We start from the raw sequence: 18849 nt of genomic DNA on the forward strand, positions 1-18849 counted from the left end.
GATGGCATCGCCAGCCGCGGTCCTGAAGTCCGAGTGGACCAAGATCCGTACGGTCTCCTCCACCACCTGGACGCTGGCCTGCGCCCTGATCGTGACGGTCGCGATCGGCGCGGCGCTCTGCGCGCTGATGAAGTCGCAGTTCGACGACCTCCAACCGGCGGAGAAGCTCACCTTCGACCCGACCTTCATCAGCTTCTCGGGGATGATCCTCGGCCAGCTGGCGATGGTCGTCTTCGGTGTGCTCGTGGTCGGCACCGAGTACAGCTCGGGCATGATCCGTTCCTCGCTCGCCGCGGTACCGCAGCGCGCCACCTTCCTCTTCTCGAAGGTGACCGTCGCCACCGTGCTGGCGCTGGTGGTGGGCATGGTGACCAGCTTCGTGGCGTTCTTCCTCGGCCAGGCGCTGCTCGGCCCGCACCGCACCACCATCGGCGAGCCCAACGTGCTGCGCGCGGTCTTCGGCGCCGGTCTCTACATGGCGCTGATCGCGCTGTTCTCCATGGGTGTCGCCACGATGCTGCGCAGCTCGATGCTGTCGCTCGGCATCCTGATGCCGTTCTTCTTCCTGATCTCGCAGATCCTGTCGGCCGTGCCGGGCGCCAAGAACGTGGCCCGCTACTTCCCGGACCGGGCCGGTTCGCAGATCATGCAGGTGCTCCCGGACGCCATGAACAGCGATCGGGCGCCGTACGGGCCCTGGGGCGGCCTGGGCATCATGGTGCTGTGGGTGATCGCGGCGCTGGCGGGCGGCTATCTCGTACTGAAGAAGCGGGACGCCTGAGCTTCCCGCGACGCAGGAGCCCCGCTACGCCCGGCGACCGAAGCGGAGCGGGCTCTTTGACTTAGCTGGAACCGTCAAGGCCTGGATAAGCTCCTCACTCATACGGGGGCATGCCGACCACACGCCGGACACCGCCCCGACGACCCGAACCGTCGATGGGGCTGGAGAATGATCGAGGCAGTCGGCCTGACCAAGCGCTACGGCGCCAAGACGGCCGTGCACAACCTTTCCTTCCAGGTGCGGCCTGGCGCCGTCACCGGCTTTCTGGGGCCCAACGGCTCCGGCAAGTCGACGACGATGCGCATGATCCTCGGCCTGGACCAGCCGACCGCCGGCCACGTCACGATCGGCGGCCACCCCTTCCGCAGCCTGCCGAACGCGCCGCGCCAGGTCGGCGCGCTGCTCGACGCCAAGGCCGTGCACGGCGGCCGCAGCGCCCGCAACCACCTGCTCTCGCTCGCCCAGCTCTCCGGCATCCCGGCCCGCCGGGTGGACGAGGTGCTCGGCGTGGTCGGTCTCCAGGAGGTCGCCGGGCGCCGTTCCAACGGGTTCTCGCTCGGCATGGGCCAGCGCCTGGGCATCGCCGCCGCGCTGCTCGGCGACCCCCAGGTGCTGCTCTTCGACGAGCCGGTCAACGGCCTGGACCCCGAGGGCATCCTGTGGGTCCGCAATCTGATGAAGCAGCTCGCCGCCGAGGGCCGGACCGTCTTCGTGTCCTCGCACCTGATGAGCGAGATGGCGCTGACCGCCGACCACCTCATCGTGATCGGCCGCGGCCAGCTGCTCGCGGACATGCGGATCACCGACTTCATCTCGCACAACTCCGCGGACTTCGCGCGGGTGCGGACCCCGCAGACGGATCCCGCCCAGCGCGAGAAGCTGACGGCCGCGCTCACCGAGGCGGGCGGCCAGGTGCTGCCCGAGCCGGACGGCGCGTTGCGCGTCACGGGCCTCGCGCTGCCCCGCATCAGCGACGTGGCGCACGCCGCGGACGTACGGCTGTGGGAGCTGTCCCCGCACCAGGCCTCGCTGGAGGAGGCGTACATGCGGATGACGCAGGGCGCGGTGGACTACCGTTCGACGGCCGACGAGAAGGCGGGCCTGATGCCGCCCGTCGCGCCCGGGTACGCGCCGCCGCCGGTGATCCCGGAGGTGCCGCAGCAAGGCTGGTACGCGCCGCCGCCGCCCGGCCAGAACCCGTACGCGGCCGCGCCGCAGCCGGCCGCCGCTCCCCCGGCTCCGCAGGCGCCTGTGCAGGCCCCGGCCGCTCCCGCCGCCCCGACCAAGCCCGAGGACGCCCGATGACCACCCCCTACCAGCAGCCGCAGCCGTACCAGCAGGCGCCGGGCGCGTCCCTCGGTTACACCTCGCCGATCGCCGTTCGGCGCGCCACCTTCGGTGATGCGCTCGCCTCCGAGTGGACCAAAATCCGGTCGGTTCGTTCCACTATGTGGACGCTGGGCGTGCTTGTGGTGCTGATCGTCGGCCTCGGGCTGCTCGCCGCCTACGTCGCGGAGGCCAACAACGCGCACATGGGAGACAGCACGGTCCTCGTGCTCGGCTTCTACGGAGTGCTGCTCGGCCTGATCTGCGTGATCACGCTCGGCGTGCTGACCATCGCGTCCGAGTACGGCACCGGCATGATCCGTACGACCCTGACGGCCTGCCCGAGCCGCGGGCGGATCCTCGCCGCCAAGTCGGTGGTCTTCTTCCTGCTCGCGTTCGTCATCGTGACCATCACGACGGCCCTGGTCGCGGTGGTGCAGAACGCCGTGGTGACCGACGCCGCGCGGCCGACGGGCGGCGAGTGGCTGCGGGCCACCGTCGGGGTCGGCCTCTACGTCGCGATGATCGGGCTGCTCGCGCTGGCGGTGGGCGCGCTGATCCGGCACTCCGCGGGCTCGATCACGATCATGATCGGCGTGGTGCTGCTGCCGCTGGTGCTCGCCCTGTTCATGTTCTCCGACGCGCTGAGCGGCGTACGGCAGTTCCTCATGGAGTACTCGATCCCCAGTCAGCTGAGTGCCTTCTACGGGGTCTCGGTGTCGAATTCCGGGCCGAGCGGCTGGGAGCCGCTGTGGATCATCACCGGGATCACCGCGCTCGCGCTGGGCGGCGCGTTCCTCTCGCTCAACTCGCGGGACGTGTAAGGGAGTTCAGTACTTCGGCGCGTTCCTGGACCGCTGCACCCGCGTGGTGCGGCGGTCCTTCGCGTTCCAGCAGGCCTTGTGCCAGTGGCGGCGCTCGTCGACGCCCGCGTACTCGGGCCAGGCGACCAGGTGCGGGGCCCCGGACGGGATCTCCTGATCGCAGCCGGGGCACCGGTACCGCTTGCCGGCGGCACTGGCCCCCGCCACATGCCGGACCGACCACTGCTCGCCCTGCCACGTCTCGGTGCCCTGGAGACCGAAGCGGTCGCCCTCCGGCCGGCTCTCGGACGACGTGGTCGGCTTCTCGCCGCCCTTGGGGCGGTTGCGGCGCGGGGACACGTGAACACCTCACGGGGCGGGTCGGACGTTTCTCCCAGCCTAGGGCCACGCCGCCCGGGTACCCGCCCTGGGGAGGAAGTCGCAGAGTCACTCGTTCGAGGGGCTCTAAGCGGACAATCGCAAGAAGTCGGCGTGGGGCCGTGCCTTTGGCACTTGTCAGACGTTAATGCCAGACAAGAGGGGGAGACCGCGTCGGCCGCAAGGAGGCAGAAGGCGATGCGCGTGGGAGCTTTTGTACTGGCAGCACAGTTCCCGGGCCAGGGGCCGGGAGAGACACTTCACCGGGCCGTCCGGTCCGCCGAGGTCGCCGAGGAATCGGGTCTCGACTCGGTGTGGCTGGCCGAACACCACTTCGTACCGTACGGGGTGTGCCCCTCGGCGGTGACGCTTGCCGCGCTGCTCCTCGGGCGCACCCGGCGGATCAGGGTCGGCACCGCGGTCAGCGTGCTGCCGACCGCGCACCCGGTGGCGCTCGGCGAACAGGCGGCGCTGCTGCACCTCACCTCCGGCGGGCGGTTCTCGCTGGGCGTCGGGCGCGGTGGCCCCTGGGTCGACCTGGAGGTCTTCGGCTCCGGCCTGAGGGCGTACGAGGAGGGCTTCCCGGAGTCGCTCGACCTGCTGCTCCGCTGGCTGCGCGAACCCCGTGTCTCCGGTCTGGGGGAACGGTTCACCTTCCGGGAGGTACCGGTCGTGCCGCGGCCCGACGAGATCCTGGACGGCGGAGCGGACAACGCGAGTCCCGAGGTGATCGTGGCGTGCACCTCGCCGAAGAGCGTGAAACTGGCCGCCGCGCGCGGCCTGCCGATGCTGCTCGGGATGCACTGCGGCGACGAGGAGAAGGCCGAGATGGTCGCCCTGTGGCGCGGGGAGGCACGCGCGGCGGGTCACGCTCCGGAGGTGGTGGCGGGGGCGGGCCATGTGTCGGCGGGGGTCGCCCAGATCGCGGACCGCCGCATCGAGGCCGCCGAGACGCTGCTGAAGTCGATGCCGGGCTGGCTGAAGCAGGGGCTTGAGGCCCATGTGACGGTCGACGGCCGGCACCGCGCGATGCGCGACCCGGTGACGTACACCGAACTGCTCTGCCGCCTGCATCCGGTCGGCACCGTCCGCACGGCCGCGGACCGCCTCGCCGCCACCTCCGAGCGCACGGGCATCACCCGCTTCGCCCTGCTCGTCGAGGGCTCGGGCGATCTGGCGGCCACGGAGGAGAATGTCCGGAGGCTGGGGGCGGAGGTGCTGCCGCTGCTCGGCTAGCCGAGCGGATCCGGCGGGGGCCGCCCCAACTGGCCACCGCCCCGCGTCAGTTGCACCTCCCGCGACGCGGAGCGGCAGCGAAGACGTCAGCAGTCCCGAAGTTCCGGGGACTGATTGAGAAGCTGACCCCTGATCGAGGTGAAGCGGGCGAGCCGCTCATCGGAGGAGGGGTCCAGCGGGAACACCGCGACACGGTGGCAGTTCTGGAACGCCAGGCGGACACCGAAGTGCCGCTGGAGCGCACCGCGAATGGCGTCACTCGCGAGGGCACGCAGCAGTTGGCCGCGCGCCTGCTCGTCCGGCGGTGGCGTCTGGTTGTCGGCGAACTCTCCGCCGTCGACCTTCAGCTGGGCCACCAGGGAGCTGATCATCTCCCACGCGTAGGGCAGGGAGCTCCGGACGCAGTCGACGAAGGCGGCTTCGTCGACCTCGCCTCGCTCGGCCTGTTCGAGTAGGGCCGGTGAGACGTCGAGCGACATGGTTTCTCCTCTCGCGACCCCGGGGAGCGGGGCCTTACGGGCAGGGAAAGGGACGATGACGGCCGCTCCTTGCGACAACACAGCGTGCACGGCCGACAACCTCCCGCTTCCACGGTAGGCGCGATGTCCGGCCCGTGGCAGCTACTTGGCGCATAACCGGCCAATAACGAACAGTGCACTACAGGGCGAATCGCGTTCGGCGGGGGGCTTCGAGTAGCGTTGCCCACCATGCGTCTCGTCATCGCCCGCTGCTCCGTCGACTATGCGGGCCGCCTCACCGCCCACCTCCCCTCCGCCCCCCGTCTGATCCTGGTGAAGGCGGACGGCAGCGTCTCCATTCATGCGGACGACCGGGCGTACAAGCCCCTCAACTGGATGTCTCCGCCCTGCACGCTGAAAGAGGGATCGGGGGACGACGCGGGCGTCTGGACCGTCATCAACAAAGCGGGCGAGAAGCTCATCATCACGATGGAGGAGATCCTCCACGACTCGTCGCACGAACTCGGCGTCGACCCCGGCCTGATCAAGGACGGCGTGGAAGCGCACCTCCAGGAGCTGCTCGCCGACCGCATCGACACCCTCGGCGAGGGTTACACCCTGATTCGCCGCGAGTACCCGACGGCGATCGGTCCGGTGGACATCCTGTGCCGCGACGGTGACGGCAAGACCGTCGCGATCGAGATCAAGCGACGCGGTGAGATCGACGGCGTCGAGCAGCTGACCCGCTATCTGGAGCTGCTCAACCGCGACCCGCACCTCGCCCCGGTCCAGGGCGTCTTCGCGGCCCAGGAGATCAAGCCCCAGGCCCGCGTGCTCGCCACCGACCGCGGCATCGGCTGCGTGGTGCTCGACTACAACGCCCTGCGCGGCATCGAGGACGACAAGCTCCGCCTGTTCTGAGTCCGTTCGACACTTCGGTACGTACGAGAAGGGGCCCGCAGAGTGCTGCGGGCCCCTTCTCGTGTCTTGCGGGTCTTACGTGGCGTACGCGTCTCGCGTGGCGTACGCGTCTCGCGTGGGGTACGCGTCTCGCGTGGCTTACGCGGGAGCGTCGGCGGCCGTCGGTTACGACGGCGTCGAGGCGCTGGTGGTGGGACCGGTGGACGTCCTCGTCGGCGGGGAGCTGGCCGGGGTGGTGGACGCCGGGGGTTTGGAGGGCGGCGGGCTCGGAGGCGGCGCCTTGGTGGAGGGCGGCGGACTGCTGCCTCCGGGACTCGGCGGCGAGGCGCTGACCGACGCCGAGGGGGAGGGCGACTTGCTCGGCGGCGGGGAGGAGCTCTTGGACGGCGACGGAGACGACTTCGTCGGCGGGGTGGACGGCTTGGTCGAGCCCGACTTGCCCGGCGTGGACGGGCTGGCCGGCCCCGTGGAGGGATGGCCACTCGGGCTGTCGCTGGTGCCCGGCGACGGCTGGCCGGACGTGCCGGGCCTGGGTGTGGTTCCCGGCTTGCTCGGGCCGGCGGAGCCGCCCTTGTGCCCGGGGCTCGCGGTGCTGCCCGGGTCGTTCGGGTCGGCGTTCAGGCCGCCGCCGCTGTCGCCCTCGTCGGCCGACTGCTGCTGCTTCACCTTGCCGCCCTGACCGTCGTCGTTGTTGTGGGACGTAGCGCCCAGCGTGACGACGGTGCCGAGCACCGCGGCGAGCAGTGCGCCGGCCCCGGCCGCGACGAGGTTGCGCCGGGTACCGCCGAGCAGCGAGCGCCGCGCCTTGGGCATGGCGCCGCCGACCGGGGTCGCCCGCCGCGTGATCAACGTGGGGCCGGGATCCGGGAGTTGAGCCGTCACGGCAACTGCCGCAACCCCCGCGGGCGGCGACTGGGACTCCTCGTGGCGGGCCGCGGGCACCTCGTCCCCGGCGGGGGTGCGGCCGCCCGGCAGCAGCCCGCCGGAGCGATCCTCGACCAGGGCCAGGGCCCGGCGTCCGGCGACCGTGCCGCGCTTGTCGGCGAGCGCGCCGCGCAGCGCGATGGACGCCTCCAGCTCGGCGCGAGCCCGGTCCAGGCTGCCGCCGCACAGTGCGAGCACGCCCAACTCGTGGTGGAAGTACGCCTCTTCGGCGACCTCGCCGGTCAGCCGGGCCGCCTCGGAGCCGATCCGCAGCGCCCGCTCCCAGGCCGTCCAGTGCAGTCCGGCCGCGAAGGCGGGTGCCGACCTGCGGGCCAGCTTGACCACGGTCGCCGGGTGCTCGGACGCGGCGCCGGGAACGAGCGCGCTCATCGCGGCGAGCACCGCGTCCGCCTCGGCGGCGGCCCGCTCGGGGGCGACCGAGGGGTGCCCGGTCCACCAGGCGTAGTGCTGGGCGGCGGTGTACGCCCGCTCGACGGTGTCGGCGGTGTATCCGGCGCCCTCCAGCTGGGTGAGGACGCCCGCGGCCAGCCGGTATCGGGCACCGACCGGGGACAGGAGCCCGCTGTCGAGGAGTTCACCGAGGGCGGCGTCAGCGTGGGTGTCGCCGACCAGGGCGGGCAGGTGGGCCTGGTTCGGCACCTCGCCGCCGAGCGCCACGGCGAACCGCAGCGTGGCACGGGCGGCCTCGCTCAGCCGGGAGGCGAGCAGTGCGGCCGGGGCCGCGCCCTCGCCGAGCGTGGGCAGCGGTATCTCCCGTCCCTCGCCCGAGAACACCGAGGCCTCGGCGGCCCCTTCCAGCGGAAAGCCGTACGCGTCAAGGGAGTTGGGCTCGCCGCGCAGCTGGTCGCGCTGGCGCAGCAGCGCCCCGGCCTGGACGAAGCGCAGCGGCAGGCCCTCGGACTCGAACCAGAGGTCGCCCGCCCAGTTGGCCTCCTCGTCGGTCAGCGCCCGGTCGACCGCCAGCTCCAGGAGTTCGAGCGAGGCGCTGCGTCCGAGGCCGGACAGGAAGACCTCTTCGACGTGCGATTCGGAGTGCGGGGCCTGCACGTCGGGGGTGGTGGCGAGGAGGTAGGCGCACTCGGGGGTGGCCCTGAGGAGCTCTTCGAGGGTGGCCCCGCCGAATTCGAGGTCGTCCAGAACGACGATGGCGCCGATCTGGCGGACCCGTTCGTGCAGCGTGGTCCGGTCGAGCCGGTGCAGGGAGGTGCGGAACACCGTGGCGTAGAGCTCGTGCAGGAGCTCGGACGGGCTGCGCCGGTGGCCACACAGGCGTACGACCCCATCGGGGGCGAGCTCCGCGCAGTCCGCGGCGACGGCGTCGAGCAGGGCGCTGCGTCCGGAGCCCGCGGGTCCGGTGAGCCGCACGGAGCGGCCGCGGCCCAGGAGTCGGACGAGCCGGGCGCGTTCGTCGCGCCGCTCGAGCAGCGCGGGCGCGGTGGCCAGGTGACCGGCCGGGAGCGGCGGCCGGCCGGCGCGCTCGGTCTCGGCGCGCTCGGCGGCGGTGAGCCGCGCGGGCCGACCCGGTATGTCGCCCGGCGGGCAGTTCTCGATCTCGCTGCCGTCCACCGGATTGACGGTCAGCAGGAAGTCGCCGGAGACGAGCTGGACGGTGCGGGCCAGTGCGGCCGAGCGCCCGGGGAACTCGGCTGTGGCGGGTTCTCTGTCGCGCGGCGGACGCTGCGGCCCGGCACCCGGTTCCGCGTGTGCGCCCGCACTGCCGACGGTGTCGTCGGCATGGCTGAACTCTTCCGGTCCCCGGTTCATCGGGTCCATGGTGAAAGCCCCCCAGATGCGTGGTGCGTAAGGATTGGCCCCGCCCGGCCCTTACGCACTTCGCTCTTCGCTGTCGCTTCTGGTCCGGTGCCCGCCGTGTGGGTTCGTCGATCGGCGGGAAGCCGAACCCTAGACCTCCGCACAGTATCTACGAACAGGCGGGGTGCCGCCCCGCCCAAGACGTCACAGTCTCGTGAGAATTGGGCGCGGAGTCCGTTTCCTTCCCGCGCCGCCGCCCGCCGACACCCGCGGGGCTACACCCGCGGGAGCGCGTCCGCGACGATGCCGCCCTCGATCGCCAGGATCCGGTGCAGCCGCGTGGCGACCAGGAGGCGCTGCATCTGGGGCGGCACGCCGCGCAGCACCAGGCGTCGTCCGCACCGCCCGGCCCGGCGGTGGGCCCCCATGATCACGCCGAGTCCGGTGGCGTCCCACGAGTCCAGTTCGGTGAGGTCGAGGACGAGGTCGCCGACCCCGTCATCGACCGCCGAGTGCAGGGCCGTACGGGCGTCCGCGGCGCTGCGGACGTCGAGGCGGCCCCCGACGACCAGCTCGACGTGGTCGCCCCTGATGTGCATATGCGCTCCCGGGAGTGCTTCTCGTTTCTGGCTTTACGACAACCGACTCATCAACTGACTGCCCCACGGCCACAGAAGTTGCCGCCCGTGAGCGAACCGATACCCAATTCACCCCTTGGGGTGAACGCCCGGAAAAGCGGGCGGCTTTCAGTGCTTGTAGAAGCCCTGCCCGCTCTTGCGGCCGATGTCACCCGCGTCCACCATCCGGCGCATCAGCTCCGGCGGGGCGAACTTCTCGTCCTGGGACTCCGTGTAGATGTTGCTGGTGGCGTGCAGCAGGATGTCGACACCGGTGAGGTCTGCGGTGGCGAGCGGCCCCATCGCGTGGCCGAAGCCCAGCTTGCAGGCGAGGTCGATGTCCTCGGCGCTGGCCACGCCCGACTCGTAGAGCTTGGCCGCCTCGACCACGAGCGCCGAGATGAGGCGGGTGGTGACGAAGCCGGCCACGTCGCGGTTGACGACGATGCAGGTCTTGCCGACCGACTCGGCGAACTCCCGTGCCGCGGCGAGGGTTTCGTCGCTGGTCTTGTAGCCGCGGACCAGCTCGCACAGCTGCATCATCGGCACCGGCGAGAAGAAGTGGACGCCGACGACCCGCTCGGGGTGCTCGGTGGCCGCTGCGATCTTGGTGATGGGGATGGCGGAGGTGTTGGAGGCGAGCACGGTGTCCGCGCGCACGATCTTGTCGAGCGTGCGGAAGATCTCGTGCTTGACCTCCAGCTTCTCGAAGACGGCCTCGACGACGATGTCGGCGTCCGCGGCGGCGTCCAGATCGGTGGTCGTCGTGATGCGGGCGAGCGCGGCCTCGGCGTCCTCGGCGGCCAGCTTGCCCTTGCTCACGAACCTGTCGTACGAGGCTTTGATGCCGTCGGTGCCCCGGCTGAGAGCTTCGTCGGTGACGTCGCGGAGCACCACGTCCCAGCCCGCCTGAGCGGAGACCTGCGCGATACCGGACCCCATGAGTCCGGCTCCGATGACGGCGAGCTTCCTGGCCACGACACTTCCCTCCAACAGGTTTCCACCCAAGCCTTCTTGGCGGAGGCTATCGGCCGGGCGGCCTTCTGGGAGCCCTTAGAGATGCGCGTCACGTCTCAGATGACGGACATCACACCGGACGGCGTGAGGTGGGTCTCAGCGTGCGCCCCGTGCGGCGTAGTTGAGCACCTTGTCCCCCAGCAGCCCCTCCATCTCGTCGATCAGGACGAGCACCTCACGGGAGACCGCCTTCGGGTCGCGGCCGGCCATCATCTCGCGGCTGATGACGGCCATGACCGTCTGATGGACCCAGTTGATCTGACCCGCGACCAGGGAGGGCAGCGCCTCCTCGGGGCGGGCGCCGACCTCCTCGCGCAGGGCCGTGTCCAGGTTTTCCAGGACCTCCTGGCCCAGCGCCCACAGCCTTGCCTTGAGCGTGGGGGACTCGTTGATGACGGCCATGAACCGGCTGTACCCGTCCATCAGCCCCACCCGCGGCGAGACCGCCTCGACCTCGGCGCGCAGCTCGCGCAGGACCGCCTCGGCGGCCGACTCCCCCGCGTCGCGGCCCCGCACCCAGCGCGCGAGCCGGTCCACCACACCCTTGGCGCGGTCCAGGAAGAGGTCCTCCTTCGCCGGGAAGTAGTTGTAGACCGTGTTGACCGACACGTCCGCCGCCTCGGCGATCTCGGCGATGGTCACCGCCTCGAACCCGCGCTCCATGAAGAGCCCGGTGGCCAGGTCCGAGATCCGCTGCCTGGTCTCGCGCTTCTTCCGCTCCCTGAGCCCTTCTGCCATGCCGCCAGCCTAGGCGACCGCCTGCATCCCCTTAAATTTTGGGTCCATTGCAAAATTTAAGAGACTCTGTTTTTCTGGGGTCATGGCAATCATCAGTACCGCCGGGCTCGCCCGGACCTTCCAGAGCAAGGGCGGCCCCGTCGAAGCCGTGCGCGGCATCGACCTGACGGTGCGGCCCGGTGAGATCCTCGGCTTCCTCGGCCCCAACGGGGCGGGGAAGACCACCACCCTGCGGATGCTCACCACCCTGCTCCCGCCGACCGGCGGCGCCGCGACCGTGGCCGGCTGCGATCTGCTGCGCGACCCCGCCGGGGTCCGCCGGGCCTGCGGCTACGTGGCCCAGTCCGGCGGCGTCGACCCGCACATCTCCGTACGCGAAGAGCTGGTCACCCAGGGCCGTCTCTACCGGCTCAGCAAACCCCAAGCCGGCCTGCGCGCCGAGGAGTTGGCGGCCGACCTGGGGTTGAGCGAGCTGCTCGAACGCAGGACGGCGACGCTCTCCGGCGGCCAGCGGCGCCGACTCGACATCGCGCTGGGCCTCACCCACCGGCCCAAGGTGCTCTTCCTGGACGAGCCGACCACCGGCCTGGACCCCGGCAGCCGGGCCGATCTGTGGGACCTGGTGCGGCGCATCCGCGCGGACCACGGCACCACCGTCTTCCTCACCACCCACTACCTGGACGAGGCCGACGCCCTCGCCGACCGCCTGGTCGTCGTCGACAAGGGCGTGATCGTCGCCGAGGGCACCCCGGCCGACCTCAAGACCCGGTACGCGGGCGACCCCGGCGCCTCGCTCCAGGACGCCTTCCTCGCCATCACCGGGCGCCGCGCCGCGCCGCAGGAATCCACCCCCGTAGCCGTCTAGGACCCCCCATGACCGCCTCCCCGCTCCTGTCCGACACCGCGCTGATCTTCGGCCGGTACGCCCGCGCGACCCTGCGCTCGAAGTTCCAGATCCTCTTCGGCGTCCTGATGCCCCTGCTCTACCTGGTCTTCTTCGGCCCGCTCCTGACCGGCATGCCACTGTCCCCGCACGGCAGTTCCTGGCAGGTCCTGGTGCCCGGCCTATTGCTCCAACTCGCCCTGTTCGGAGCCTCGTTCACCGGATTCTCGATCATCATCGAGAACGGCTGGGGCGTCGTGGAGCGCATGCGCGTCACCCCCGTCTCGCGGCTGGCCCTGCTGCTCGGCAGGATCCTGCGGGATGCCGCGCTGTTCGTCTTCCAGGCAGTACTGCTCGTGATCGCCGCGCTGGTGATGGGTCTGCGCGCGCCGCTGGCCGGCATCCTCATCGGCTTCGCCTTCGTGGCGCTGCTCACGGTGTCCCTCGCGTCGCTCTCGTACGCCCTGGCCATGAAGGTGACCACGCCGCAGGGGTTCGGTCCGGCGATCAACGCGATCGCGATGCCGTCGATGCTGCTGTCCGGACTGATGCTGCCCATGACGCTCGCGCCCGGCTGGCTGAACGCGCTGTCGCACGTGATGCCGCTGCGCTATCTGGTGGACGCGGTGCGCGCGGCCTATCTCGGCTCGTACGCCGGCGCCACCATGCTGTACGGGGCCGCGGTGGCCCTCGGTTTCGCGGCACTCGCCGTGACGGTGGGCACACGCGTCTTCCGGACGGCCGGGGCGTAACTACTCTGGCCGCATGGTCAATCTGACGCGCATCTACACCCGAACCGGCGACCAGGGCACGACGGCCCTCGGCGACATGAGCCGGACCGCCAAGACCGATCTGCGGATCTCGGCGTACGCCGACGCCAATGAGGCCAATGCCGTCATCGGTACGGCCATCGCGCTCGGGCAGCTGCCCGAGGAGGTCGTGAAGGTGCTCGTCCGGGTCCAGAACGACCTGTTCGACGTGGGTGCGGACCTCGCCACGCCGGTCGCCGAGAACCCGGAGTACCCGCCGCTGCGGGTGGAGCAGTCCTACGTCGACAAGCTGGAGGCGGACTGCGACCGCTTCCTTGAGGACCTGGACAAGCTCCGCAGCTTCATCCTGCCGGGCGGCACCCCGGGCGCGGCCCTGCTGCACCAGGCGTGCACGGTGGTGCGCCGCGCGGAGCGTTCGACGTGGGCGGCTCTTGAGGCGCACGGCGACGTCATGAACGCGCTGACGGCGACGTATCTGAACCGCCTCTCCGACCTCCTGTTCATCCTGGCCCGCACGGCCAACAAGGAGGTCGGAGACGTGCTGTGGGTGCCGGGGGGCGAGAGGTAGGGCTCGGGGGGTGGTGCGTGCGGGGCGTGGTTCCCCGGGGCCCTTTGCGCGGTTCCCCGCGCCCCTGACCCCCCTGTCGACCGCGGACCGTGCTCGCTTCTCGCGCCGTTCCCCGCGCCCCTGACAGGGCAGGGGCCGTGTAGGGGGCGTGTAGGGGGCGGGCGGGTTACTGGTCCGACTTTGCGTCCGCGTCGGCCGCGGCCGCCGCCGACTCCGCGTCGCTCACCTTCTTCTCCATCTGCTGCTCGCTGCCCGACGACGACGTCCCGGACTGCGGGTGCGGGTGGCCGCAGCCCGTGACGAGCACGCCCGCCAGGGCCACGGCCGCCACACCGGGCAGCACCCGGCGGACCCGCATCACTTCTTCCCGTTGTTGTTGGCCGTGCACCAGGTGGCCACGTCCTTGAGGTCCTTCTGGCGCTGCTGAAGGGTCGTCACCAGGCTCTTGCGGTACGAGAGTTTGTGGTCGAGGTAGGTGGCGATGGCGGTGTGGCCCTCCTTCTTGGCGTTGTCCACGCGCTGCTGGAGCCGGGCCACCGAACCCAGCGTGGTCGCGCCCCCGTCCAGCCGGTTCAGGGCGCGCTCGATGCGCGCCTCGGTCTTGGGCTCGCGCTTGCAGATGCCCTTGGCGCCGTCGGTCGTGGGCGCGGACGCGGCGGTCTTCGAGGGCGTGGAGTCCGCGAAGGCGCTGGGCGCGGTGACGGTCAGCACGGCCGCCGCGGCGAGCGCGGCCGCGGCGACCCTGCGGCCGCGGTTCGAGATCGGGTGGTTCATGGCTACTGCCTCCCGGAAGTGTGGGCTGGTGTACGCCCCGGAGGCTAGGAAGGCTCTTTGTGGGAACTCTGTGATCGCTCGGCGGTGACCGTCAACCAGTCCCGTCGCGAGGGCAGTTCGCCCTCCCGGGCCGGGTCCTGGCCCGGCAGCCGCACCGTGCACCGGGTGCCCCGGCCGCCCGGCGCCTCGCCGAGTTCGACGCTCCCCCCGTGCAGCGCCGCCTGCTGGGCCACCAGGGTCAGGCCGAGCCCAGAGCCCGTGCTGGCGGGACCGCGGTGGAAGCGGCGGAACACCTCCTGGCGGTCGGCGGGCGCGATGCCGGGGCCCCGGTCGTCGACGGTGATCAGCACCTGTCCGCCGCCCGCGCCGACGGCCACCGCGATCTCGGCCCGGCCCGCCTCGTCCCTGCCGTGGGCCAGCGCGTTGCCGAGGAGGTTGTCGAGCAGGATCCGCACGCCGGGCTCCCAGCCGTACACCGGCGCGGGCTCCGCGTGCAGCGTGATCGCGGCGTCCGGGGCGCGCCGACGGGCCTCGGCGACGGCGGCGTCGGCGACCTCCGCCACGTCGAGCACCCGGAACGCGTCGGCCTCCACGAGGTCGCCGCGCCCCAGTTCACGCAGCGCGACCAGCATGCCGAGCAGACGCGAGTGCTCGCGACGCAGGTCCTCCACGACCTCGGCCCGGTCGCCCTCGGGCAGGTCGGGGTGGGCCAGGACGTCGAGGTTGGTGCCCATGCTCATCAGCGGGTTGCGCAGTTCGTGCGAGGCGGCCGCGGAGAAGGACCGGGCAGTGTCCAGCGCCTGCGCGGTGCGGGCGGCCTGTTCGTCGTAGCGGGCGAGCACCGTCTGCAAGGTGGCGGCCAGGTCGTCCACCTCGGCGACGCGGGTCCGCCGGTGTTCGAGGCGCACCGCCGTCGTCCGGGGGTCGAGCCCGGCCGCCGCGCGGCGCAGCCGGCGCAGTGGGCGGGTCGCGCTGCTCGCGATGGCCCAGGCGAGCAGCGCGGACAGCGGGGCGGCGAGCAGCGCGGTGGTGACGATGCGGTTGCGGACCAGGGTGAGCTGGGCGCGGCTCGCGGCGTCCGGCGAGAACACCCACAGCGTGCCGGAGACCTGCGCCCCCTCGACCGGCAGTGCGTACGCCCGCCAGCTGCGGCCCGCGCCGCGGACGGTCACCGGCTGCTTGCCGGGGGCGGGCAGCGCTACCGAGGCGTCGGGCTGCGGGCCGCCGCTGAACGTGCCGTCGGGGCCGATGAGCCGTACGCCGACGTCGAGCGCGGAGTTGAAGAGCCTGCGCTGGCGGTTCTCCTCGGCGGTCGGCTGGTTGTTGGCGGCGGCCCTCAGCAGGGTGCGGGCGTCCTGGGCGATCGCGGCGGCCCGGGTCCGCAGGTGGCTGTCCTCCTCGCGGTGCAGATCGCGGGTGACCAGGGCGAGCAGCAGCCAGCCGCAGGCGATCACGAGCAGCGGCACGGTGACGCCGACGGCCAGGGCGATCCGGGTGGAGAGCTTCACGGCCGCTCCCGCAGGACGAAGCCGACACCGCGCACGGTGTGGACGAGCCGGGGCGCCCCGCCGGCCTCCAGTTTGCGGCGCAGATAGCTGACGAAGGTGTCCACGGCGTCGGTGCGCACGTCGAAGTCGTACCCCCAGACCCGTTCGAGCAGTTGGTCGCGGGTCAGCACGAGGCCGGCGTTGCGGGCGAGGACTTCGAGGAGTTCGTACTCGCGGCGGGTCAGGTCCAGCGGGCGGCCCTCGCGCTCGGCGGTGCGGGCCGCCGGGTCGATGACGAGGCCGCAGGCGCGGACCACGTCGTGCTCGGTCGGCGGGCGCCGGCGCAGCAGGGCGTGCAGCCGCAGGACCAGCTCCTGGAGGGCGAAGGGCTTGACGAGGTAGTCGTCGCCGCCCGCCTGGAGCCCGGCGATCCGGTCGGCGGTCTCGTCGAGCGCCGACAGCATCAGGACGGGCAGGTCGTGTCCGGCCGCCCGCAGCGCCGTGCACACCTCGATGCCGCTCATGCCGGGCATGGACACATCCAGGACGAGCACATCGGGCGGGCTCAGTTCGATCGCGGCGAGCGCGGCCCGCCCGCTGTCGGCGGTGCGGACCCGGAAGCCGCTGAGCCTGAGGCCCCGGTCGAGCGACCGGCGCACCGCGTCGTCGTCATCGACGACCAGGACGTCTCCGGGACGGCTCGGCCCGCTCATCCGCCACTCCCTCGCTCGTACCGCTACCGCCTGGTCAGCGTACGGTCCTTGGCTGTGTCCGCCCCGGAGCGGTCGGAGGCCGGTTTCAGGAGCCGGTCGAGCAGCGAGGGCCGGGAGCTGTGCGGTGCCGCCTTCTTCGGGAACAGCGTGTAGCTCAGCGCGATGATCACGTTGATCCCGATCACCCACACCATCCTCTGCTGCCACATCCGCAACGAGTCGGTGCCGCCGTCTCCGCCGACGTACCAGATCGCGGCCTGGAGCAGGCCGATCGCGAGCAGCGCGGCGACGGTGAAGCGGCCCGCCGTCCTCCATTCGTACGCGGTCCTGGCGCTGCCGCCCGCGGGCGCCTTGGCGGGCCGCGGGCCGCCCGCGAAGCGGTAGGCGACCCAGGCGTCGGCGCGGGTCACCAGGTAGGGGCCCATCCCCGCCGAGAAGCCGATGTAGACGGCGGCCAGGCCGTGCTTCCAGTCCGGCTGGGCGCCGTTCTTCAGGTCGAGGGCACTGACCACCAGCAGCACCACCTCCAGGAGCGGCTCGCACAGGAGCACCGCCACGCTCGTCCTTCGCATCTTCGCGAGGTAGCGCAGCGCGAGACCCACGGCCAGCAGGACCCAGAAGCCGACTTCGCAGGCGATGACCAGCGTGACGATCACGTTGTCTCCTTCCGTCTTCCTCCAGACTCGCCCGCGTCCGCCGCCCGTTCGTCGTCGCCGGTGACGAAAGGCGACTGCATCCTTCGATGTAGCGGCGCATCGGCCCATGCGTTGAGGCCACGGCTGCGGCGGCCGTGTTGGATGGGGGCGTGACCTGGTTCTCCCGCCCCCACCGCGACGACGCCCTCATAGCCTGCGCCGGACTGCTCGGCGGGCTCGTCCTGTGGGCCGTGGGACTGCACACCCAGGGCGGCCGTCCGCTGTCCGGCGCCTGGGTGCTCGTGCCGCTGCTCCTGATGGCGGGCCTCGAACTGCTGCGCCGCACCGCCCCGCAGACCGCGCTGGTCGCGGGTACCTGCGTGCTGATCGCGGACCAGTGCACGCTGGGCAGCCTGGCCACGGTCGTGATGTTCACCGACATCGTGTACGCGGCTGTCCTGTACGGCTCCCCCGCCGCCGCCCGCCGCATCCCGGTCACCACCGGGCTGATCACGGTCGGCGCGACGATCGGGTTCTACGCCTGGTTCCACACGCCGGACGCGCTGGTCATCGGCGTGATGACCGGTGTGATCTCCTTCGCGCCCGCCACCACCGGGGCCCTGGTGCGCAATCACCGGGAGGCCGCCGAGAGTGCGTGGCTGCGTGCCGAGCAGACCGCGCTGCTCGCCGAGCTGGACCGCGGCCAGGCCGTGCTCGCCGAGCGCGCCCGGATGGCCCGCGAACTGCACGACATGGTGGCCAACCACCTCTCGGCGATCGCCATCCACTCCACGGCCGCGCTCTCCCTGGACGACCCGGCGACCACGAAGCAGGCCCTGTCGGTCATCCGTGAGAACAGCGTGGACGGGCTCGCCGAGATGCGCCGGCTCATCGGGCTGCTGCGCGACACCAGCGGGCGCGAGGAGCCAGCCGCCGCGCCCACCCTCGCGGGCCTGGAAGCACTGCTCGCCCAGGCCCGCGCCAACGGGGCCGCCAGCGGGCTCGGCTTCACTCTCGACGACCGGCGTCCGGACGGCACCCCGCTGCCCGCGCCGGTGGAGCTGGCGGCGTACCGGATCGTGCAGGAGTCCCTCACCAACGCGCTCAAGCACGCGGCACCGGGCACGGTCGAGGTCGCCGTCACGCGCGCCGACGAATTGCTCACCGTGTGCGTCACCAGCCCGTACGACCAGCGGCCGGGCCCGCGCGCACCGGGGTCCGGCGCCGGCCTGGTCGGGATGCGCGAGCGGGTCGAACTGCTCGACGGGACCTTCGCCGCGGGCCCCGGGACGGCGCCGGACGACACCAGGATCTGGCTGGTTCGGGCCCAACTGCCCGCCGAGGAAAGGAAGTTGCTCCCATGACGATCCGGGTTCTGGTCGCGGAGGACCAGTCGGCGGTACGGGCGGGCCTGGTCCTGATCCTCTCCAGTGCCCCGGACATCGAGGTGGCCGGGGAAGCGGCGGACGGCGAGCGGGCGGTGGCGCTGGCTCGCGAACTGCGGCCCGACCTGGTGGTGATGGACGTCCAGATGCCGAAGCTGGACGGGGTCTCGGCGACCGAGATCGTGGTCGGCGAGGGCCTCGCCGACGTGCTGGTCCTGACCACGTTCGACCTGGACGAGTACGTGTTCGGGGCGCTGCGCGCGGGCGCGGCGGGGTTTCTGCTCAAGAACACGGAGGCGAGGGACCTGATCGAGGCGGTGCGCACGGTGGCGCGCGGCGAGGGCCTGATCGCCCCGGCCGTCACCCGGCGCCTGATCGCGGAGTTCGCCGCGGTGCCGCGGCGCGCCGTCCGGCAGCGCCCGGCGGCGCTCGACACCCTGACCCGGCGCGAGGGCGAGGTGCTCTCGTCCCTGGGCCGCGGCCTGTCGAACGCGGAGATCGCGGTACGCCTCGACATGGCGGAGGCCACCGTGAAGACCCACGTCAGCAGGCTGCTGGGAAAGCTGGAGCTGCGCAGCCGGGTCCAAGCGGCCGTACTGGCTCAGGAGTTGGGGATCTGAGGAGGCTTTCCGTCGCAGGTCTGGACCTCTTGACGGTTGGTC

The 18849-nt window shown here is 71.8% G+C and carries 20 protein-coding genes and 1 pseudogene; 10 read left to right on the plus strand and 11 right to left on the minus strand.

The annotated features are described in order from the left end of the window. Position 1: 1 nt before the first annotated feature. The 3 genes from OG522_RS12235 (at position 2) to OG522_RS12245 (ending at position 2931) form a co-directional block, all read left to right on the plus strand. Entirely contained in the window at positions 2-781 is a 780-nt protein-coding gene (locus tag OG522_RS12235; protein ID WP_329462996.1) for an ABC transporter permease, read from the plus strand. A gap of 168 nt (positions 782-949) precedes the next feature. Continuing rightward, on the plus strand, positions 950-2086 hold the full coding sequence (locus OG522_RS12240; protein WP_329462997.1) for an ABC transporter ATP-binding protein: 1137 nt from the start codon (positions 950-952) through the stop codon (positions 2084-2086). Next, complete coding sequence (locus OG522_RS12245; protein ID WP_329462998.1) at positions 2083-2931, plus strand: ABC transporter permease; 849 nt, start codon at positions 2083-2085, stop codon at positions 2929-2931. Before OG522_RS12240 ends, OG522_RS12245 begins: the two co-directional genes overlap by 4 nt. 6 nt (positions 2932-2937) lie before the next feature. Here OG522_RS12245 and OG522_RS12250 read toward each other — a convergent pair whose 3' ends face one another. Next, positions 2938-3270 carry an ATP/GTP-binding protein gene (locus tag OG522_RS12250; protein WP_329462999.1) on the minus strand — a complete coding sequence of 111 codons (333 nt, stop codon included), beginning with the start codon at positions 3268-3270 and terminating at the stop codon, positions 2938-2940. Positions 3271-3486: 216 nt separating this feature from the next. Between OG522_RS12250 and OG522_RS12255 the strand changes: the two genes are divergently transcribed. Continuing rightward, entirely contained in the window at positions 3487-4524 is a 1038-nt protein-coding gene (locus OG522_RS12255) for an LLM class flavin-dependent oxidoreductase (protein ID WP_329463000.1), read from the plus strand. An 86-nt stretch (positions 4525-4610) separates the two neighbouring features. Here the strand turns inward: OG522_RS12255 and OG522_RS12260 are convergent, their stop codons facing one another. After that, positions 4611-5003, minus strand: coding sequence for an SCO5389 family protein (locus tag OG522_RS12260; RefSeq protein ID WP_329463001.1), 393 nt, complete (start codon positions 5001-5003; stop codon positions 4611-4613). A gap of 228 nt (positions 5004-5231) precedes the next feature. Between OG522_RS12260 and nucS the strand changes: the two genes are divergently transcribed. Next, the gene (gene nucS / locus OG522_RS12265) at positions 5232-5903 is read left to right on the plus strand and encodes an endonuclease NucS (protein ID WP_329463002.1); all 672 of its coding nucleotides are present in this window, start codon (positions 5232-5234) and stop codon (positions 5901-5903) included. Positions 5904-6068: 165 nt separating this feature from the next. On the opposite strand, the gene OG522_RS12270 is transcribed toward nucS, so the two are convergent. The 4 genes from OG522_RS12270 to OG522_RS12285 form a co-directional block, all read right to left on the minus strand. Next, the gene (locus OG522_RS12270) at positions 6069-8621 is read right to left on the minus strand and encodes an ATP-binding protein (protein WP_329463003.1); all 2553 of its coding nucleotides are present in this window, start codon (positions 8619-8621) and stop codon (positions 6069-6071) included. A 254-nt stretch (positions 8622-8875) separates the two neighbouring features. After that, positions 8876-9199, minus strand: a complete 324-nt coding sequence (locus OG522_RS12275; RefSeq protein ID WP_329463004.1) for an STAS domain-containing protein — start codon at positions 9197-9199, stop codon at positions 8876-8878. A gap of 147 nt (positions 9200-9346) precedes the next feature. Continuing rightward, positions 9347-10195, minus strand: a complete 849-nt coding sequence (locus OG522_RS12280; protein ID WP_329463005.1) for a 3-hydroxyacyl-CoA dehydrogenase family protein — start codon at positions 10193-10195, stop codon at positions 9347-9349. A gap of 135 nt (positions 10196-10330) precedes the next feature. Further along, the gene (locus tag OG522_RS12285) at positions 10331-10972 is read right to left on the minus strand and encodes a TetR/AcrR family transcriptional regulator (RefSeq protein ID WP_329463006.1); all 642 of its coding nucleotides are present in this window, start codon (positions 10970-10972) and stop codon (positions 10331-10333) included. A 163-nt stretch (positions 10973-11135) separates the two neighbouring features. Between OG522_RS12285 and OG522_RS12290 the strand changes: the two are divergent. The 3 genes and pseudogenes from OG522_RS12290 to OG522_RS12300 form a co-directional block, all read left to right on the plus strand. Further along, positions 11136-11837 (plus strand): annotated as a pseudogene (locus OG522_RS12290) (ABC transporter ATP-binding protein); the annotation flags it as partial. Between the two features lie 8 nt (positions 11838-11845). Then, complete coding sequence (locus tag OG522_RS12295) at positions 11846-12607, plus strand: ABC transporter permease (protein WP_329463008.1); 762 nt, start codon at positions 11846-11848, stop codon at positions 12605-12607. 13 nt (positions 12608-12620) lie between these two features. Next, positions 12621-13193 carry a cob(I)yrinic acid a,c-diamide adenosyltransferase gene (locus OG522_RS12300; protein WP_329463009.1) on the plus strand — a complete coding sequence of 191 codons (573 nt, stop codon included), beginning with the start codon at positions 12621-12623 and terminating at the stop codon, positions 13191-13193. A 166-nt stretch (positions 13194-13359) separates the two neighbouring features. On the opposite strand, the gene OG522_RS12305 is transcribed toward OG522_RS12300, so the two are convergent. Genes OG522_RS12305 through OG522_RS12325 form a run of 5 tightly spaced genes read right to left on the minus strand, consistent with a single transcriptional unit; the run spans position 13360 to position 16823 of the window. Further along, a complete protein-coding gene (locus OG522_RS12305) occupies positions 13360-13551 on the minus strand; it encodes a hypothetical protein (protein WP_329463010.1) in 192 nt (63 codons plus the stop codon). Next, positions 13551-13967, minus strand: a complete 417-nt coding sequence (locus OG522_RS12310; RefSeq protein WP_329463011.1) for a hypothetical protein — start codon at positions 13965-13967, stop codon at positions 13551-13553. Before OG522_RS12310 ends, OG522_RS12305 begins: the two co-directional genes overlap by 1 nt. A 44-nt stretch (positions 13968-14011) precedes the next feature. Beyond that, on the minus strand, positions 14012-15475 hold the full coding sequence (locus OG522_RS12315) for a sensor histidine kinase (RefSeq protein WP_329463012.1): 1464 nt from the start codon (positions 15473-15475) through the stop codon (positions 14012-14014). Next, positions 15472-16167, minus strand: a complete 696-nt coding sequence (locus OG522_RS12320; protein ID WP_329463013.1) for a response regulator transcription factor — start codon at positions 16165-16167, stop codon at positions 15472-15474. Before OG522_RS12320 ends, OG522_RS12315 begins: the two co-directional genes overlap by 4 nt. Positions 16168-16190: 23 nt before the next feature. Continuing rightward, entirely contained in the window at positions 16191-16823 is a 633-nt protein-coding gene (locus OG522_RS12325) for a hypothetical protein (protein ID WP_329463014.1), read from the minus strand. A 149-nt stretch (positions 16824-16972) separates the two neighbouring features. On the opposite strand from OG522_RS12325, the gene OG522_RS12330 reads away from it, so the two are divergent. Beyond that, positions 16973-18166, plus strand: coding sequence for a sensor histidine kinase (locus OG522_RS12330; protein WP_329463015.1), 1194 nt, complete (start codon positions 16973-16975; stop codon positions 18164-18166). Then, positions 18163-18807 carry a response regulator transcription factor gene (locus OG522_RS12335; protein WP_329463016.1) on the plus strand — a complete coding sequence of 215 codons (645 nt, stop codon included), beginning with the start codon at positions 18163-18165 and terminating at the stop codon, positions 18805-18807. Before OG522_RS12330 ends, OG522_RS12335 begins: the two co-directional genes overlap by 4 nt. Positions 18808-18849: the final 42 nt, after the last annotated feature.

It is taken from the genome of Streptomyces sp. NBC_01431 (assembly GCF_036231355.1).
GTDB lineage: Bacteria > Actinomycetota > Actinomycetes > Streptomycetales > Streptomycetaceae > Streptomyces.

What these genes read in the sequence shown, in the direction of transcription:
- OG522_RS12235 (WP_329462996.1), top strand. Translation starts at nt 2, where the DNA reads ATGGCATCGCCAGCCGCGGTCCTGAAGTCCGAGTGGACCAAGATCCGT.
- OG522_RS12240 (WP_329462997.1), top strand. Translation starts at nt 950, where the DNA reads ATGATCGAGGCAGTCGGCCTGACCAAGCGCTACGGCGCCAAGACGGCC.
- OG522_RS12245 (WP_329462998.1), top strand. Translation starts at nt 2,083, where the DNA reads ATGACCACCCCCTACCAGCAGCCGCAGCCGTACCAGCAGGCGCCGGGC.
- OG522_RS12255 (WP_329463000.1), top strand. Translation starts at nt 3,487, where the DNA reads ATGCGCGTGGGAGCTTTTGTACTGGCAGCACAGTTCCCGGGCCAGGGG.
- OG522_RS12260 (WP_329463001.1), bottom strand. Translation starts at nt 5,003, where the DNA reads ATGTCGCTCGACGTCTCACCGGCCCTACTCGAACAGGCCGAGCGAGGC.
- nucS (WP_329463002.1), top strand. Translation starts at nt 5,232, where the DNA reads ATGCGTCTCGTCATCGCCCGCTGCTCCGTCGACTATGCGGGCCGCCTC.
- OG522_RS12270 (WP_329463003.1), bottom strand. Translation starts at nt 8,621, where the DNA reads ATGGACCCGATGAACCGGGGACCGGAAGAGTTCAGCCATGCCGACGAC.
- OG522_RS12275 (WP_329463004.1), bottom strand. Translation starts at nt 9,199, where the DNA reads ATGCACATCAGGGGCGACCACGTCGAGCTGGTCGTCGGGGGCCGCCTC.
- OG522_RS12285 (WP_329463006.1), bottom strand. Translation starts at nt 10,972, where the DNA reads ATGGCAGAAGGGCTCAGGGAGCGGAAGAAGCGCGAGACCAGGCAGCGG.
- OG522_RS12295 (WP_329463008.1), top strand. Translation starts at nt 11,846, where the DNA reads ATGACCGCCTCCCCGCTCCTGTCCGACACCGCGCTGATCTTCGGCCGG.
- OG522_RS12300 (WP_329463009.1), top strand. Translation starts at nt 12,621, where the DNA reads ATGGTCAATCTGACGCGCATCTACACCCGAACCGGCGACCAGGGCACG.
- OG522_RS12305 (WP_329463010.1), bottom strand. Translation starts at nt 13,551, where the DNA reads ATGCGGGTCCGCCGGGTGCTGCCCGGTGTGGCGGCCGTGGCCCTGGCG.
- OG522_RS12310 (WP_329463011.1), bottom strand. Translation starts at nt 13,967, where the DNA reads ATGAACCACCCGATCTCGAACCGCGGCCGCAGGGTCGCCGCGGCCGCG.
- OG522_RS12320 (WP_329463013.1), bottom strand. Translation starts at nt 16,167, where the DNA reads ATGAGCGGGCCGAGCCGTCCCGGAGACGTCCTGGTCGTCGATGACGAC.
- OG522_RS12335 (WP_329463016.1), top strand. Translation starts at nt 18,163, where the DNA reads ATGACGATCCGGGTTCTGGTCGCGGAGGACCAGTCGGCGGTACGGGCG.